We start from the raw sequence: 16,095 nt of genomic DNA, 5'->3' as shown, positions 1-16,095 counted from the left end.
CTTTAGAAAAAGCTCTGCTTGACGGTAATAATGTCGCCGGGATACAGCTTGGTATCCATCTCGGCCTCAATGACCTCCTGGTTTTCCCCATGACCGCGCTTGATAATGATCTTGCGCTGAGAAGCCCGAGGCGTTAATCCACTGGCCATCGCGATGGCTTTGTTGATGGTTAACCCGGGAAGGAATGCATAGCTGCCGGGTGTATTAACCTCGCCATCCACAAAAAAGGAGCGGTATTCCTTAATCGTTACCTCCACGCTCGGATTGACCATATACCCATCGAGCAGGCCGGCAGCGATTTTCTTTTCAAGCAGAGATGCGGTGAAACCGGCTACCTGGATTTCACCCAGGAATGGGTAGTTAATAACCCCGCTATCACTGAGGCGTACTTCCAGGGACAGCTCGTCTTCGCCAAAAACCCGGATAGTGATGACATCACCAGTTCCCAGTTGATACTGCTCTTCGAGTACCGAAGATGGTGTGTCTGCGTAGGCGGGAAGCATTCCCCAGGCGGACAGCCATAGGGCGGATAAGGGAATGGCCCAGCCTGTTACTTTTTTCGGCATGATCAGATTCCTGTCATTTTCAATAGGAAGCATCAAATCCAAGGAATACCTGGTTGCGGTCGTAGGTAAGGTCTTCCTCGTTGGCTTGTTGATTCAGGGCGGAAATGCCACTGCGGATGTCCATCCAGGGGCGAAATTGATAGCGTACGGTGAGGCCCCAGCGGCGACTTTTCTGTTGTACGTCGGTCCCGGTAAAGTCTGCTTCGGTATAGCGGAAATACGCGTTGCTACTTATTTTTTCACTCCACGCATGCTGCCAGCCGACAAGGCCCGACGTAGCGTCGACGAAATTGGCGAGGGTATCGACAGAATCGACTGGGCGTCGTTCTGCCGACAAAGTGAGTTCACTGGTCTCTGTGGGGCGCCAGTCCAGTGCCGCGATCCAGCGCGGACGCTGGTAATCTTGAATGTCGTTGTTATCGAAATACTTCCTGACGATACCGGCAAGCAGCAGTGCGGTGAACTGGGAGGTCTCCCGCTCCCCTCCGATCATTAACGAGGCCTCGCGATTGTCACGCTCTGTTATGGCACTGATGCCCTGATCGTAATGAATGCTGCGGACATCCAGTTGCGCCAGTAACGCCGTTTTTCCTCCAATATTCACGGATAGTGCTGCGCCGCCGTAGGGGGTGCGCCGGTCGGAGGCAATGAGCTCTTCAATGTAATTGCGATCCGTTACTCCAAGGGTCAGGTCCAGGTGTCCTCGAGCGCCTTCCGCGCCATAACTGTAAGTGGCGAAGAGGTTGGATTCGCGGTAGCGATCCCGTTCGTATATGAGACTTTCGAGATCGTTTGCTACCTGATCGTTGAACTCCTCGTGGATGTCCAGATAGGCAGCGCCAAAGGTCAGTGATTGGCGATTGCTGATTTCCCACTCGGCATCGGCGGTGAGCGCGTGATCAGTGAAGGAAGCACGGCCACCATCCAGATAGTTTCCGTGGGAAAGGGAGTACTCCAGTGAATAGATTACCGCGTTGCGATCGTATTCAACCGCAACGCGGGGATTCGTCAGCAATAGAAAGCTGTCGATAGGATTTTCTACAGAGTTGTTGATATTGTCGTCGTAGCGCAGGTCCATAGCGACGGCAGGTGAAACTAAAATTCCGGATCCAAGTTTTATCGGGTCGGCAGACGCGGGTGTCCAGGAAAACGCAGCTGCGATGCAACTGAATCCCAGTGCTGATTGAAAATTTCTGGCGAGCACGATATTCCTTCCTGCATGCGATATCGCTTTCAGGCGGGGACTGCTTATTACCCGTCTACAAGTAGCTCGGCAATCTAGCCGGCTTAAAAAAAGAGTCTAGAAACAGCGGGGAAAAATACACGGATAAAAATGCAAATTTCCCCAAATCGGCGCTGGCTTGTTTCAATATGCATTTTTTCCACTAAATCCGCGCACAATCGTCATGCACAGAATGTAGATGTCCAGATGCAGCGACCAGTTGCGTATGTAATCGAGATCGTGCTCTATCCGCTTATGCATTTTGTCGAGAGTGTCGGTCTCACCTCGCCAGCCATTGATCTGTGCCCAGCCGGTTATCCCGGGCTTTACCTTGTGACGCAGCATATAGCCGCTGACAATGGAGCGGTATTGTTCGTTGTGGGCCACCGCGTGGGGACGCGGGCCGACAATGGACATGCTCCCACTGAGGACATTGAACAGTTGTGGCAATTCATCCAAAGACGTACAGCGCAGGAAGCGTCCCAGCGGCGTTATGCGCGCATCGTTGCGGCAGGCTTGACGAATCTCGGGGCCATCTTCGGTACAGAACATGGTGCGGAATTTCCATACATCGATGGTAAGTCCATTGAGTCCATAGCGTCGCTGTTTAAACAGCACCGGGCCAGGTGATGACAGCTTGACGGTGAGCGCGATCAGTAGCATTAGCGGACTTAGCAATATCAGCGCAAGTGACGCCACCACCAGATCTTCCAGCCGTTTCAGCCAACTATTGAACCCTTGAATGGGCGTGTCATAGATACTCAGAATCGTACTTGTGCCAATACGCTGCCAGCGTGCGCGTAGCAGATTGGTGCCGAAAATACCCGGTAATAAATATACGGTGGCCGTTGTATCCGCCAGAGCCGCCAACAAACGGCCAATATGCCCGGCTTCACTGATGGGGAGCGCGATATAAATCAGATCCAGTTCACCACTGCGGGCGGCCTCCAATGCCTGTACAAAGTCACCCGTTACTTGCGGGTGCCGAGCTTCGAGGTCTGAACCCGAAATTGGAGCTGCAGTGGAGAGAGACGTGCTTTCCTGGTCCGGGATGCGGTAGATCCCGCGCAGTCGAATACCCAGTTGTGGATTCTTTTCCAGTTCCTGAGCGAGATCCATTGCGGCGGCGTTAACGCCCAGTATGGCTGCTGACCGAGTATTGCGATTATTCAGCCGCAAATAATGAAGTACATGTCGCAGGGCGTATCGCCATACTGCGAGGCCAAGTAGTGTGAAACAAAACCAGGTGCCCACAACCAGCCGGGAATAGTGGGAGCCATGACCTGAAAAGTATGCCATCAACAGCAGCAGCAGGCAGACCATACCCCACGCGAGGGCGGTGGTTGTCAGCATGTTGCGAAAACTGTCGGTGCGCCAGGATCGATACAGCTCCAGGGATTCAGCGATGAAGGCAAATATTACCGCCGCACTGAGGCCCGCAATCAGCCAATCCTTGTCCAGCCCGCTCCCTAAAAATGTGGAACAAATCGCCAAAGCGATCAGTATGAGTAGACCGTCTGCTGCCCGGTAGACAGCGGCGAGATCACTTTGGTGCGCGCGAATCCATCCCTGATGCACTGTTTTACCTCCAGGGTTTCCCCTAACCACTACTTGGCATCGAATCCCCAAAGGGCGCTTACTGCATACTTTGGGTAACATTTAATCAGAAAGGTTGGCAGTGCATCACAAGAGCGCAAGAAAACAGGTGAAATTTTGTCACCAACGGTTACGGATGCGCAGACCACTACCTCCCATATGCTTGCTCCAGTGGCGCAGCCAGCGTCGGACCCAGCGTCCCTGTAACCAGCCAATCGGAATTCCTGCGATACCGGCAAGGCAATCGGTAAGCGATGCGGATCGATGAGTAAGAAAAATGCCCTGAGCGATCTCCAGCGCCACTGTGGCGAGTAGTAAGGTGAGGATCAAAATCCCACGCAGGGGCGGGCGAAAGGCAAATACGAAAATGTAAGTAATTGTCAGACAGGCAAAAAAGTGCAGCAGCAGATCGAAATTGGGAAACGGTTGTGGCAGAGGATCCGGACGAAGCCCTGCATAAAGACAGCCGAGCAGGACGGCAATGAGCATCATGCGCCATTTTCCGGCATGGCGGTCCCCTTGTGCCAGTTTGAACAATGAAAAATGTTTACTCATGGCGTGTCACCCGTCAGGTTCACGCAGTAATACAACCGCCTGAGATTTCTGTTGTGTTGCTCTGAACTACTCACCTTGATACTCCAGGTACTGAGCGACCTTTGAAAGTGTATGCAATCCGCTGCGCGTAGATAATTCTTTTTGCCGGATGGCCACCATGGTATGGCGGATACTTCATGAGACTTTCACTGGCGAGGGAAATAAATGGAAAGCATTGCGACATATTCCCACGGGCTTTCCAGTAAACGCTAATCTGCTGTAATCGAGATCAGCAACCTGCGTGGGGGCGTAATGACGTGAATCCCTGGAATGAAACCATCGCCGCCAGGGCTATTTCAGTAAGCCTGCTGGGCGCTCGCAGGTGTGTACTACTGGGACAAATGGTCTGTATTCTTTGGGGCCTGTTACTGAGTGCCGCAGTGATGGCGGACTATCACGTCGATATCAACCGGGGCAGTGATGACAATGATGGCTCTGCCACCGCACCCTGGGCAACTCTGGAAAAGGCGCGACGTACTCTGAAAAGTGGCGGCCGCGTAATTGTGCACCAGGGCACCTATCCCGCGTTTGTTGAGCACAAAAAGCCTGATGCGACCGGGTTTCTCGAATTTACGGCTGCTCCTGGCAAGAGGCCACGGCTGGAGGGCATTGAACTGGAATATCGCGACCCGCAGGATGTCTATCTGGCCTTCGACGGGTTCGATATTTACAGTGAGCAGCGGCTGCGCCTGGTACAGGCATACAACGCCCGCCATTTGCGGATTCAGAACAGCGTGTTGCACGCTGATCACTGGTCACGGGGGCCGCAGCGGGGTGTTTACGCCATAAATCTTCGTCGCACCGAGCAGGTGTTGGTCGAGGGAAACCGGTTTTATGAAGTATTTCGTGGGGTACTGATTCGCAAGTCGGAGCGGGTGACAGTGCGCAGCAATTTCATCAAAGTCAAAGGCTCATCCGGCATCATGTACATGAGCGGTAGCCGCCATGGCGTTATAGAATTCAATCACATCACCGGAGAGGACTTTGTTCGCTATCCGGAGGATCCTCTGGCTTTTGATCGGCCGCATCAAAGTATCATCGCAATCAGCGCCAATGATCTTGTCGTGCGTGGAAATCTTTTGCATGGAATAGGCAACTCCTCGGGCATGATGCTTTACCCTCAGCAAATGCCACTGGACGTGCCCGCCTACAGGAACATTCTGATCGAGAGTAATGCACTGTACGATACGTCAAATTATACGGCGCTTCGTATTTACAACCTTGGCGATAACGTCGTAGTGCGCAATAATTTTTTCTTTTCGAAAAAGCGTCTGGGTGACTGTGACGGGGTGACCGACGAAGTCCACTACCGATACAACGTGGCATTAAATGTACATTCGGTGGCTGAGGGGTTTGATGGTTCCGGACTTGCGTTGTACAACAACATATTTCTCGGCGCGACGCTGATTCCCGACAATGTCGTGGAGCGTGGCAATGTCTTCTGGTCACTGCGGGCGGGTGACGACTGGCGCACACAGGCAGTCAGCCCGGATTCACGTTTGGTTGTCAGCTTCGGTCGGCGCTGTGGCAGGCAGCCGCTGCTGATGGAAGATGGTGAATTTTTCAGGACAAAGAACGACCTGGATTTCCCGCAGAAATCCGTTTTTGATCTGACGCTGGTTGGTGAATCCGAACATTTCCCTAAAGTGGACATGTCACAATTGCCGGAGTTTTTTCTGGCACCGCTGGATGACAGCGGGTTTCTCGCTGCGCCTGTGCCGCGCAGTCGCGTGGAAAAACCACTTCCGGGGCCCTGGCAGCAGCCTGTCCAGTCCACACCCCTTCCTGTATCTCTAAAATCTCCGGTCGTTGAACACTAGCCCTGTGCGGAGTGTTTTTCAGCGTTGATGGCGTTGTTTAAACGGGCTGGCGAATATTCGTCGAGCAACGCATCCACGCCTGTCAACCGCGTAACTTTTCCAGTAGATCCGAATCACCATTGCCGAGAGCACGGATCTGACGCTTGATGTGGTCACGCAGTTTGACGGGCAACATCAGTCGCAGCTCCTGTTGCAGAAAGCGCAGCTTCGCCAGACCGTGTGCCCGGTTGAACGGGTATCGCAGAAGTTCCGGCCACAAGGTGTTTACAACGGCGCGACAAAGTTGTTGGCGTGCGCGTTCTGTTTCCGGCAGCGACAGCAGCGCCTTGTAATAGCGTAGGGAGTTAAATGGGCTGATTGACGGCAGGGCGATCTCATGCCCGTACATACTCGGCCCCGCCCAGCAGCCCAGTCGAAGTTCCGTGTAGGCGATGTCGAGTATATTACCCACACTCATGCCGGACGGTAATGAGGCCAGCCACTCACGGCTGAGCTGAACGGTCACTTCATTTTCATTGATTTCGAGTCTGTGCAGGAATTCCCGAGGACTCAGGGATTGCCTTTTCTCATCGCCGTTATACCAGTAAGGGGTGCGCATGGCCTCGCCACAGGTTCCGGTGATTTCATGGCAGTGCGTGTTGTACACTCGCGCGCTTGCGCAAAGTGCGGCCACGGTATCCTTGATGCAGTGGCCGGTGCGTTCCAGCCATTGTTCTATTTCACAATCTGCCGGTGCCACAAACGGCAGCTGGCGGTAGTCGAGGCCAAACTGACGTGCGATGCGCGCGGCAATATGACAGTCGAGGCGTGTACGGCTATCTCGCATTGAGATCGTTTGAAATCGCATCTCGGGGAGGAACTCCCGCGATGCGGCCAGTACCATGCGCGAATCAAAACCACCGGTAAGGTGTGCCACATTATGCCCGGATTCCACCAGGGCTCTGACATTGCCGCGCACCCACTGCGCAATGTTCACGGCAATACTTTCGACATCCACCTGTGGATTGCCATGCAAACCTTCGCCCTGTGGCTGCGGAAAATATCGGATGCTGCACCTGTCTGAGAGGTTCAGCCGATGATTGGGCAGCAGACGCTGAATCCCGGTATATGGTGTTACGCCAAAGGGGTACCAGAGTTCGCGTACGGCGCAGGAAAATGCGCGCGTTATACGCGCATTTTCGTCCAGTTCCTCCACCAGCCTTATGACTGCGGGGCTTGAGGCGGCCATGGAACCTTCTGTGCTAAATACCAGCGACATCAATCCGCCGGGATCCGTAACGGCAGACAGCTGATTGCGGCACTTGAACAGATAAACAAAGCGGCCACCAAGTTCATCGTATTCTGCCGCGAGCCCGTTGTCCTGCTCTGGCTCACGCCACTGAATGACGTCCCCGTTCTTCAGCAATCTTCCGCGCCACAATATCCAGCCAAAAAGCAGGCCTGTTTCCCTGCCGTTTTTATTGCGTACCCTGACGAGTGGCACTTCCGGTGCCAGGCTCAACCACCAGTCGAACAATGGAATTTTTCGCCAGCTGGGAAAGCCGGTAAGCGGTGCTTTTGCCAGCAAGAATTGCTTTGGGAGTTGCATTGAGGATTACATCTGGTCAAACAATCAGGGCGCGAGATCAACGCGTACAACTTCTAAGACAGGACGATGATCGTGATCAACTTCGAAATCTGTCCAGTTCACTGGTATTCGGATTGCGCCATGGATTGATCAGCCTTTTGATTTGCTTGCGTACATGCGTCGGCAGCATCTCGCGAAATTCCTGCGAGAGAAAGCGAAGTTTATCCAGACCCTGCGGCCGATTAACCGGGTGATGTAACAATTCCGGCCACATAGATTGGATAAACTCACGAGCGATCTGGTTTTCTTCCCGCAAGTTTTCCGGTATCGATAATACGGCTCTGTATATACGTGCGCTGTTGAAGGGGCTGAGTGAAGGGTGTTCAATATCGTGGCCATACAGGCTGGCGCCCGCCCAACCCGCGAGACGCAGTTCCAGATATGCAATATCCAGTAAATTCCCGACACTGACGCCTGCGGGCAGCGTCGCCATCCACTGTTCAGCAAGTTCTAGGGTTGTTTCATTGATAGCTATTTCATAGCGTCGCAATAGGGCATCGGCGCTCAGAGTCTTTCGCTGTCCATCGCCAGAAAACCAGAATGCCGCGCGCATTACCTCGCCGCAGGCGCCGGTTATTTCGTGGCAGTGACTGTTGTGAACACGGGCTGTCGTGCAGAACGAGGAAACGGTGTCCTCGATGCAGTGACCTGTTCGTTCCAGCCATCCATCGATTTCAGCTTTGGATGGCGTGATAAAGTCAATTTTTCGATAATTGAGTCCGTAGCGTTTCGCCAGGCGCTCGGCAATATGGCAGTCCAGGCGATTGCCTGGGTCGCTGGTTGCAACGGTCTGGAAGCGCATCCGTCGATGAAAATCATGTGATGCTGCCAGCACCATTCGGGAATCAAAGCCACCAGTGAGATGGGCTACATTGTGACCCGCGTCCACCAGTGCCTTCAGGTTTGCGCGTGTCCATTTTGCGATTGACGCGGATGCGGCCGTCAGGTTTACCTGGGGGTCGCCGCGTAATCCCTCCCCCGCAGGTACAGGGAAAAATCGGTCAGCTCGCCAGTTCGACAGCGTGAGTCGATGGTTGGGCAGCAGGCGCCGTAGGCCCTGGAAGGGGGTGGTGCCAAATGGATACCAGACTGCTGACTTGTAGCCCACAAAGGCCTGACAGATCCGCTCATCTTTTTTCAGATCGCCTTTCTGCCGAATGACGGCGGGGGACGAGGCGACAATATTGCGTTCTTCACTGTATACCGGGGACATCAGCCCACCGGCATCAGAAATCACCGCCAGCTGATTCAGGTACTCAAAAAAATACACGAACCGTCCGCAGAGTTCGTCGTATTCGCTGGCGATTCCATTGCTCTGCTGCTTTGACCGGATAGTGTCGCCGTTTCCCAGAACCTTTCCCCGCCAGATAACCCAGCCGGCGATCAATCCGGTTGTACTTCCGCGCTCGTCGAGCACCTGGATCAATGATAATTCCGGGGCGTGAGCGAGCCACCAATCCAGATATTTCACCGTTTTCCACCCTGGAAATTCAGGTGTTGGAGTTTTTGTTAGCAAAAATTGTTTGGGAAATTGCATGGCGTTTCTGGTCAGGTTTAAAAAGGTTTTTTTACTCGAAGCCTCGGGCTCGAAAATCTCCAGTTCGCATCGAAATTCAATCCGGAAACGGAAATAGGGCGGTCGGGTAAACGATACCGCCACATTGTTCCAGTTAGCGATCGTGTCGATGGCCTGCGAAAGCCATTTTCAGGATGGTCGTTCGGCGCGCGCCCAAACCCGGTATCGCCACCACAGATGGAGGTATTCGCGACGCAGGTCCGGGTCAGTCAGTGACAGTAAACCGGCCAGGGTCAATGCAACTCCCGCTCCATAGCATAGTTGTAGTAGCTGCTCGGAAAGTACTGCACCCGCCGGTAGCGGCTCTCCGAAAGCGAATACAATCGCCGAGACCGCAGTTGCACAGGCTGTGACGGTTATCAGGCGGCGTACAAAAGTGGATTTCCCTTCTGCCAGGGGCGCGAGATATACGGAGATTGCCAGGGCCACCACTTCGCCGCCGATGCCACAGGCGGCCACCGTCTGCACGGGATAACCGGCGCTCGCGAGATACAGTGCGAGCGGCAGGGAAAAACTGCGAAAAACATTGGCGATCATCGCGTTTTCCGTACGCCCCTGACTGTTGGCAATAATCGATGGCGCAATGCGTAAAACCCTTAGCGCCTGCATGATGCCAAGCAAGCCGATAACACTGGATGCTTCAAGGTATTGTGTGCCAAAACTGAGATGAATCAGCGCGGACCCCGCGAGGGTAAAGCCGATGACCATCAACAGACCGAAACAGGTACAGGCTGTTAGCGCCAGCGTGCAGCAGCGCAAATAAAACTCAGGCTTGTCACGATTGCGAGCGAGTACGGGCATCAGCAGGAAAGCGCTCAACTTGGCGAAGATCAGGGTCGGTAGCAGCGACAGGGAAAAGGCTACGCTGTACCAGCCGAGTACATGCATGTCGAAGTTGGAGCCGATAATCACCCGGTCACCCTGGAAAATGCCAAACATCAGAAAGCCGTTGATCAGCAGTGGCCAGCCAAAGCGTAATTTGCGCTGCACCAGTCGCCAGTCGAAAGTCCAGCGGTAAGGGCGTCTGGCCAGCAGGTGGGACGCGATCACACACAGCAGGGACTGCAGAATGATGACCACCAGCATTACCCGATAATCGTCAAAGAGCAGGGAAGCCAGGCATGCGGTCAATAGAGTGAGTAACTCCGGTAGCGTATCGAAAAGTGCCGTGGGGAGGAAATCCAGGTGTCGCTGACGCACCACCAGGTCGAAATGCAAAAGCCCGTGTAGAGCCGGTACCAGTGCGATCAGCTGAAAACTGGAAATCAGATGGGGAAGACCGAACAGCCGTGCCACCGGCGCGGCTATCAGAAATAGCAGCAGAGCCAGAAGCAGCCCTTTCACGAATTGGAGCAAATGTGCAGAGGCGAGCATGCCATCACTATCACCCTCGTCGTCCTGTACCAAAACCCGGTCGAGAGCCAGGTTGCTGGTCATTTCCACCAGGGAAATGGTCAGTGCAAATGTGGTAGCGATCCCGAAGTTTTCACTGTCAATGTGTCGCGCAATGATGATGTTGCGCAGCATGGAACTTATCGCTACCAGGGCCTGGCTCACACTGAGTACCGAAGCGCCTTTCAGGATTCTGTAACGGACCGACAAAGACTGGCTCCCGTTGTCGCCTTTCGCGATAGTTTGGCTCACAGCGTGCAGGCAATACACGAATTACGATGACGCCACCGGCGTGGCGGGAGCGTAACGCCAACTGAGTTTAGACAGGTTGTAGTGGCGCAGGTGTACTCCGCTGCCATTTATCGTGCACAAAAATTTCCTCTCCCTGTGAGCGACGGTGTCGCAGGTCATCTATTCTCAGGCGAATAACCCGGGGTTTTTTTGACCGGGTTTTTCCTGAAGGAAAATAACGCGTTGTGATTGCACAATAATTTTCTCAGCGGACAACAGGCTAATCGATGACTGCCATATCCCTGCTTGGTGCGGCTCCAGATACCGGTAACCTGGGCGTAAGTGCTCTTTCCCGCGCGGTTACTCTTGGAATCAAAGAGCGTATTCCCGATGCCGATCTGTGTGTTTTTGACAATGGGCGGGGTATGCGCAGGCACAAGGTCGCGGCTGCAATGGGGGAGCCCTGGACAATTCGCCGTTGCGGCCTTAGTAACAGCCGGCGTATATATCGCCGGGAAAGCCTCGCCCATATGCAGTTGAGCCAGTGGTTGCCCGTACTCGACAACCCGGGCGTGCGAGCCATCGCAGAATCCCGGGCGGTGCTCGACATCAGCGGCGGTGACAGCTTTACCGATCTGTATGGGCCCCATCGATTCGAGCTGATCTGCAGGCCAAAACAGATAAGCCTGCGCACCGGGCGCCCACTGATCCTGTTGCCGCAGACCTATGGCCCTTTCCGCGAAAAAAGAAATCGTACACGGGCGGTGGAAATCGTCCGTCGCTGCCACTCGGCCTGGGCCCGCGATAGTGAAAGTTTTTCCATTCTGCGCGATCTGCTCGGACCTGATTTCGACAGTGCGCGCCATCGCCGCGGTGTCGACGTGGCTTTCCTGTTGCCGGCAGCGGAGCCTGCTCCGGTGGATTCGGTGCTGCAGTCCTGGTTGGCGGGTACGAGTGGTGAAACCGTGGGGCTGAATGTCAGTGGATTGATCTATAACGGTGGACCTGATGCCGCACGACGTTACGGTATCGTCGCAGATTATGGCGCTGCATTGCAGCGTTTGCTGGAGCGGATGCTGGTGGAATCGTCAGTAAATATTCTACTGGTTCCCCATGTGCAGGCATCCCCTGATCAGGTCGAATCGGACCTGCGCGCCTGTCGGCAATTGCTTGCGCGACTTGGTGCACCTGCTCGCAGTCGCGTGCAGATCCTTGAAGAGCAATATGACGAGATGCAGATCAAGTGGATCATTTCCCGGCTCGCGTGGTTTTGCGGAACGCGCATGCACTCAACCATCGCCGCCCTGTCTTCTGGCGTGCCCTGTGCGGCGATTGCCTACAGTGATAAAACCCGCGGCGTTTTCGCCAGCTGTGGTCAGCAGAAACTGGTATTTGATCCCCGCGATCTGGATACCGTGGATCTGGTGGACGCCGTCTATCACGCCTTTCAGCAGCGTGTATTCCTGCGGGAACCGTTGCAGCAACAGTTACCCGGTGTGTTGGCTGAGGCGCGGGAACAGATGGATGCCATCGCCGCGAGCTGTCTGGAAACCTATCCTGAAGTGTGTGCGTAGTATCACCAGTGGGGTGGAACCCCGACGGGTCTATGGGACGTGATGAGCGCCGAAAATGTTGCCCGATTGCGTTGTGCATAGGTTGGTCCTCCGTGATCGACCTAGTATTTATGAAGCTCTGATATTCATGAAGCTCTGGTATTGATGAAGTTGTGCTCCCGCGTGGTGGCCAGTCGTTGAATTGCGCCAGACCTGCTTTACCTTGTCATCGTCCGTCGGACATGGAAGTCCATGCAGATTATCGAGACCATCGAAGACGTCAGAAATTATCAGTTGTGCACAGGTTGTGGTGTTTGCGCGGCACTCGAAGGCGAGCGCTACACCATGGAGGATGTGCCGACGGAGGGACTGAGACCGCGGGTGAAAGAAGGCGCGCCCGTGGCAAGTGGCGATGCGTTTCAAGCTTGTCCCGGTATCCGTTTGCAGCATGAAGCCGCCGCACAGGACCCAGCGCTGGATTCCGATTTGCGAGCGGCCTGGGGACCGGTATACCAGGTGCTCGAAGGGCACGCCTGCGACGGAGAGCTTCGCTTTGCGGCCTCCAGTGGTGGCGCCGCCAGTGCACTGGCGCTTTACTGCCTGGAACAGCGGCAGATGCGCGGTGTACTGCACACTGCCGCCGACCCGCACCAGCCCTATCGCAACCGCACGGTGTTCAGTCGCGATCGCGCGGACCTGCTGGCCGCGACCGGTTCCCGCTATGCACCATCGAGTCCCTGTGCGGAATTACAAACAATCATCAACGCAGACGGTGAGTGCGTTTTTATCGGCAAACCCTGCGACGTAGCAGCGGTACAGGCGGCGCGCAAGCAATCGTCCTCTCTGCATAGCCATCTCGGCCTGACGATCGCGTTCTTCTGCGCCGGAGTTCCCTCAACCAATGCATCCCTGCAGCTGGCGGCACAGCAGGGGGCCAGGGAGCCTGAATCGATTCGCGCGTTGCGCTACCGGGGTAAAGGCTGGCCCGGGGTCTGGTCGCTGGACTTTATGGACCCGGGCAGTACTGAGGCCGCAACGCCACGGCAGAGCACACTGAGTTACGCGGAATCCTGGGACTTTCTGCAGCGCCATCGCCAGTGGCGTTGTTACATATGTCCCGATCACACCGGGGAGTTTGCGGATATTTCCGTGGGCGACCCCTGGTATCGGGAGATAGATCCCGGTGAGCCAGGCAGTTCACTGATCGTGGTGCGCACCCAGCGCGGGCAGGAAATTCTGCAAGGCGCCATCGCCGCGGGCTATCTCCATGTGATCAAGCGGGATACCAGTTTGCTGCCCCGCTCGCAGCCGGACCTGCTGGCCGCGCGGGGCAACCTGTGGGCGCGGCTGTATACCCTGCGATTGTTTGGCGCTGCGGCGCCGAATTATCCCGGTTTTGCACTGTTTCCTTTCTGGTGGCGCGAGCTCAATTTCGTCGACAAGCTGCGTTCGGTCATCGGCACAGTAAAGCGTATATACAGAAAGCGGCTGCGCCATCCGGTTGCTCAAACACGGTGAAGAATGACCCGGGTGGGCTGTTGATGGTTTGGTCGGTAGTTGTATCGGTAGTTGTATCAGGAGGTAATCGCCGATGAATGAACGGGTAATGCCGGACCACTTTGGTGGGGCCCTCTGGGTGGACCATACGGTGGTGCATCCACTGGGGCTCGCTGCATTGCTGGTCGCCCTTGGGGCGCTGTTTGTATTGCCGCGGCGCTATCACCTGTTGCCGCTGATCCTGATCGCAGTGGCCCTTCCCGGTGCGCAGCGCATCGTACTCCTTTCTCTCGACTTCACCTTCGTGCGGATCATGATTCTGGCAACGCTGTTTGCCGCCATGGTGCACGGGCAACTGCGCGCGATACGCTGGGGATTGCCGGACACGCTGATCGCGATTGCGACACTGTGGAGCCTGCTCGCTACGGCGGTGTTGAGTGGTGGCCTGGCCGGTGTTGTCACCGGTGCCGGCAGTGCCATCGATACACTTGGTGCTTACCTGCTGGGGCGGGCGTACCTGCGTTCATTCCAGGACCTGCGACGACTTTTGTTGTGCTTTGCGCTGCTGTCGCTGCCGATGCTCGCCCTGTTTGTGTTGGAGCAGCTCAGTGGGCACAACCTGTTTGCAATATTTGGCGGTGTGCCCGAGGAAACCATCGTACGCAGTGGCCGCTTGCGCGCCCAGGGACCTTTCCCGCATCCGATTATGGCCGGTGTCTGCTGGGCGACGATTCTGCCGTGTCTGGTGGCCTTGTGGCAGGGGAAAACCGGTGCGCGGGTGTTGATAGCGGCGGGCATTACCTGTATGCCGCTGATCGTGCTTGCCACGGCTTCCAGTACGCCGGTTGTGGCGCTGATGTGCGGATACCTGGGGCTCGCACTCTATGCCTGGCGGCGGTATATGCGGCCGCTATTTATGGGAATGGCCGTCGTACTGCTGTTGATGCAGTTGTCGATGGAAATGTCTGTGTGGCACCTGATGGCGCGTATTGATGTGGTCGGCGGTTCTACCGGCTGGCACCGCTACAACCTGATTCAGCAGGCGATCAATCATTTCGGCGAGTGGTGGGCATTCGGCACCAATGCCACCGGGCACTGGGGTTGGGGCCTGCAGGATATTACCAACCAGTATGTGCTGGAGGGGGTTGCCGGCGGTATGGTTCAGATGCTGCTGTTTATGGCATTTCTGCTGGTGTTGTTTTTACGCATTGGACATGCCCAGCGCACCGCAACGTCGTTGGCGGAGAGTCGGCTCTGGTGGGGTATGGCGGTGGCGCTGTTTGTGCACTGCGTCAGTTTTCTCGCGGTATCCTATTTCGGTCAGATGGTATGTATTTTCTATCTGTTTGCCGGTGCCGTTGCCGCGGTCAGTGAACGGCGCAGCCCGAAGCGTGTGGCGTTGCGCGCGCGCCCCGCAATTTCTGCGCAGGTAACGAGCACATGACGATACGGAAATATACCGACGGTGGTACCCGGACCCCCGACCACGGATCGGTTCGTCTCAATATCGTGATTGTCTGTTACAACTGCGGAGCGGAAATCGCCCGCCTGTTGGCAGATATTGTCGACGGTGATCTGCCCCTGGAAGCCATCGAATTTTTTGTGGTGGACAACGCCTCCGGCGACGATTCGCGCACGCTACTGCGCGGGCTCCGGTTGCCGCGTATAACCCTGATCGAATCGCCGCGGAATCTGGGCTTTGCGGCTGGCTGCAATCTCGGTGCGCGGGACATTGGCAACAGCGCACCGATCCTGTTCCTCAATCCGGATGTGCGTCTGCAACACGACAGCCTGACAGGCTTGTTGGGCTTTGCCGCGGACAATACCCACTGTGGTATCTGGGGTGGTATTACCTGCAATGTCCGGGGCGAGCTGGACGGCAAGTCCGCCTGGCGGGAACCCTCGCTGCTGGATCTGTTGTGTTGGAGCCTCGGTGTCGACGCATTGCTCGGCAAGGTGCTCGGCCGTACCAGCGGCGGTTATTCCCTGCGCGCCATTCGTAAAAACAGTGACGTCGATGCGGTATCCGGGTGCTTTCTGCTTATCGAGCAGAAACTGTTTCGCGCGTTGGATGGATTTGATGAGGATTTCTTTCTGTACTCTGAGGAAATCGATTTGTGCCGACGGGCACGCTTGCTGGGCGCGCGCCCGCGAATTACTGATCGCGCGCTGATCCAGCACGCGGGTAGCCAGACCTTATCCGGCCTCAATAAACTCAACCATCTATACCGTTCCAAGCTGCGTTATTTCCGCAAACACGGCGGTGCATTTCCTGCCGCGGTGGCGCGATGGTTGATTGCATTTGGAACCGGACTGCGCATGTTTGCCTTTTCTGTTCTTGCCATGGTGAACCGTCGTTTCGCCGGCCGGCGGGAACTGTGGCGGCAGTTTTTCACCAGCCAACGGCAATGGACGCACTGA

12 protein-coding genes are annotated in these 16,095 nt (G+C 55.6%); 5 read left to right on the top strand and 7 right to left on the bottom strand.

From position 1 onward, the window contains the following. Positions 1–2: 2 nt before the first annotated feature. The 4 genes from PVT68_RS08060 to PVT68_RS08045 form a co-directional block, all read right to left on the bottom strand. A complete protein-coding gene (locus tag PVT68_RS08060) occupies positions 3–566 on the bottom strand; it encodes a polysaccharide biosynthesis/export family protein (RefSeq protein WP_280322223.1) in 564 nt (187 codons plus the stop codon). Positions 567–585: 19 nt separating this feature from the next. Next, complete coding sequence (locus PVT68_RS08055) at positions 586–1,770, bottom strand: outer membrane beta-barrel protein (RefSeq protein ID WP_407666133.1); 1,185 nt, start codon at positions 1,768–1,770, stop codon at positions 586–588. A gap of 162 nt (positions 1,771–1,932) precedes the next feature. Next, on the bottom strand, positions 1,933–3,366 hold the full coding sequence (locus PVT68_RS08050) for an undecaprenyl-phosphate glucose phosphotransferase (RefSeq protein ID WP_280322221.1): 1,434 nt from the start codon (positions 3,364–3,366) through the stop codon (positions 1,933–1,935). A gap of 138 nt (positions 3,367–3,504) precedes the next feature. Beyond that, positions 3,505–3,939 (bottom strand): hypothetical protein, encoded by a 435-nt coding sequence (locus PVT68_RS08045; protein ID WP_280322220.1) that lies wholly within the window; start codon positions 3,937–3,939, stop codon positions 3,505–3,507. A 542-nt stretch (positions 3,940–4,481) separates the two neighbouring features. On the opposite strand from PVT68_RS08045, the gene PVT68_RS08040 reads away from it, so the two are divergent. Beyond that, positions 4,482–5,798 carry a right-handed parallel beta-helix repeat-containing protein gene (locus tag PVT68_RS08040; RefSeq protein ID WP_280322219.1) on the top strand — a complete coding sequence of 439 codons (1,317 nt, stop codon included), beginning with the start codon at positions 4,482–4,484 and terminating at the stop codon, positions 5,796–5,798. An 82-nt stretch (positions 5,799–5,880) separates the two neighbouring features. Here PVT68_RS08040 and PVT68_RS08035 read toward each other — a convergent pair whose 3' ends face one another. The 3 genes from PVT68_RS08035 to PVT68_RS08025 all read right to left on the bottom strand — a co-directional run bounded on the left by PVT68_RS08035 (position 5,881) and on the right by PVT68_RS08025 (position 10,603). After that, positions 5,881–7,386 (bottom strand): hypothetical protein, encoded by a 1,506-nt coding sequence (locus PVT68_RS08035; RefSeq protein ID WP_280322218.1) that lies wholly within the window; start codon positions 7,384–7,386, stop codon positions 5,881–5,883. Positions 7,387–7,462: 76 nt separating this feature from the next. Next, positions 7,463–9,085 carry a hypothetical protein gene (locus tag PVT68_RS08030; RefSeq protein ID WP_280322217.1) on the bottom strand — a complete coding sequence of 541 codons (1,623 nt, stop codon included), beginning with the start codon at positions 9,083–9,085 and terminating at the stop codon, positions 7,463–7,465. A 45-nt stretch (positions 9,086–9,130) separates the two neighbouring features. After that, positions 9,131–10,603 (bottom strand): oligosaccharide flippase family protein, encoded by a 1,473-nt coding sequence (locus PVT68_RS08025; RefSeq protein ID WP_280322215.1) that lies wholly within the window; start codon positions 10,601–10,603, stop codon positions 9,131–9,133. Between the two features lie 308 nt (positions 10,604–10,911). Here PVT68_RS08025 and PVT68_RS08020 point away from each other — a divergent pair, with 308 nt between their 5' ends. The 4 genes from PVT68_RS08020 to PVT68_RS08005 all read left to right on the top strand — a co-directional run bounded on the left by PVT68_RS08020 (position 10,912) and on the right by PVT68_RS08005 (position 16,095). Further along, positions 10,912–12,198, top strand: coding sequence for a polysaccharide pyruvyl transferase family protein (locus PVT68_RS08020; protein WP_280322214.1), 1,287 nt, complete (start codon positions 10,912–10,914; stop codon positions 12,196–12,198). A gap of 231 nt (positions 12,199–12,429) precedes the next feature. Next, entirely contained in the window at positions 12,430–13,695 is a 1,266-nt protein-coding gene (locus tag PVT68_RS08015) for a Coenzyme F420 hydrogenase/dehydrogenase, beta subunit C-terminal domain (protein ID WP_280322213.1), read from the top strand. A gap of 73 nt (positions 13,696–13,768) precedes the next feature. Beyond that, a complete protein-coding gene (locus PVT68_RS08010; RefSeq protein WP_280322211.1) occupies positions 13,769–15,118 on the top strand; it encodes a hypothetical protein in 1,350 nt (449 codons plus the stop codon). Beyond that, the gene (locus PVT68_RS08005) at positions 15,115–16,095 is read left to right on the top strand and encodes a glycosyltransferase family 2 protein (protein WP_280322210.1); all 981 of its coding nucleotides are present in this window, start codon (positions 15,115–15,117) and stop codon (positions 16,093–16,095) included. Before PVT68_RS08010 ends, PVT68_RS08005 begins: the two co-directional genes overlap by 4 nt.

The organism is Microbulbifer bruguierae (assembly GCF_029869925.1).
GTDB lineage: Bacteria > Pseudomonadota > Gammaproteobacteria > Pseudomonadales > Cellvibrionaceae > Microbulbifer > Microbulbifer bruguierae.
Note: the sequence above shows the minus strand (reverse complement) of the source record. Positions and strands in the feature narration are given on the sequence as shown.

Bases quoted from the DNA above. Each gene is read 5' to 3' on its own strand.
- PVT68_RS08060 (WP_280322223.1), bottom strand. From the start codon at position 566: ATGCCGAAAAAAGTAACAGGCTGGGCCATTCCCTTATCCGCCCTATGG.
- PVT68_RS08045 (WP_280322220.1), bottom strand. From the start codon at position 3,939: ATGAGTAAACATTTTTCATTGTTCAAACTGGCACAAGGGGACCGCCAT.
- PVT68_RS08035 (WP_280322218.1), bottom strand. From the start codon at position 7,386: ATGCAACTCCCAAAGCAATTCTTGCTGGCAAAAGCACCGCTTACCGGC.
- PVT68_RS08020 (WP_280322214.1), top strand. From the start codon at position 10,912: ATGACTGCCATATCCCTGCTTGGTGCGGCTCCAGATACCGGTAACCTG.
- PVT68_RS08015 (WP_280322213.1), top strand. From the start codon at position 12,430: ATGCAGATTATCGAGACCATCGAAGACGTCAGAAATTATCAGTTGTGC.
- PVT68_RS08010 (WP_280322211.1), top strand. From the start codon at position 13,769: ATGAATGAACGGGTAATGCCGGACCACTTTGGTGGGGCCCTCTGGGTG.
- PVT68_RS08005 (WP_280322210.1), top strand. From the start codon at position 15,115: ATGACGATACGGAAATATACCGACGGTGGTACCCGGACCCCCGACCAC.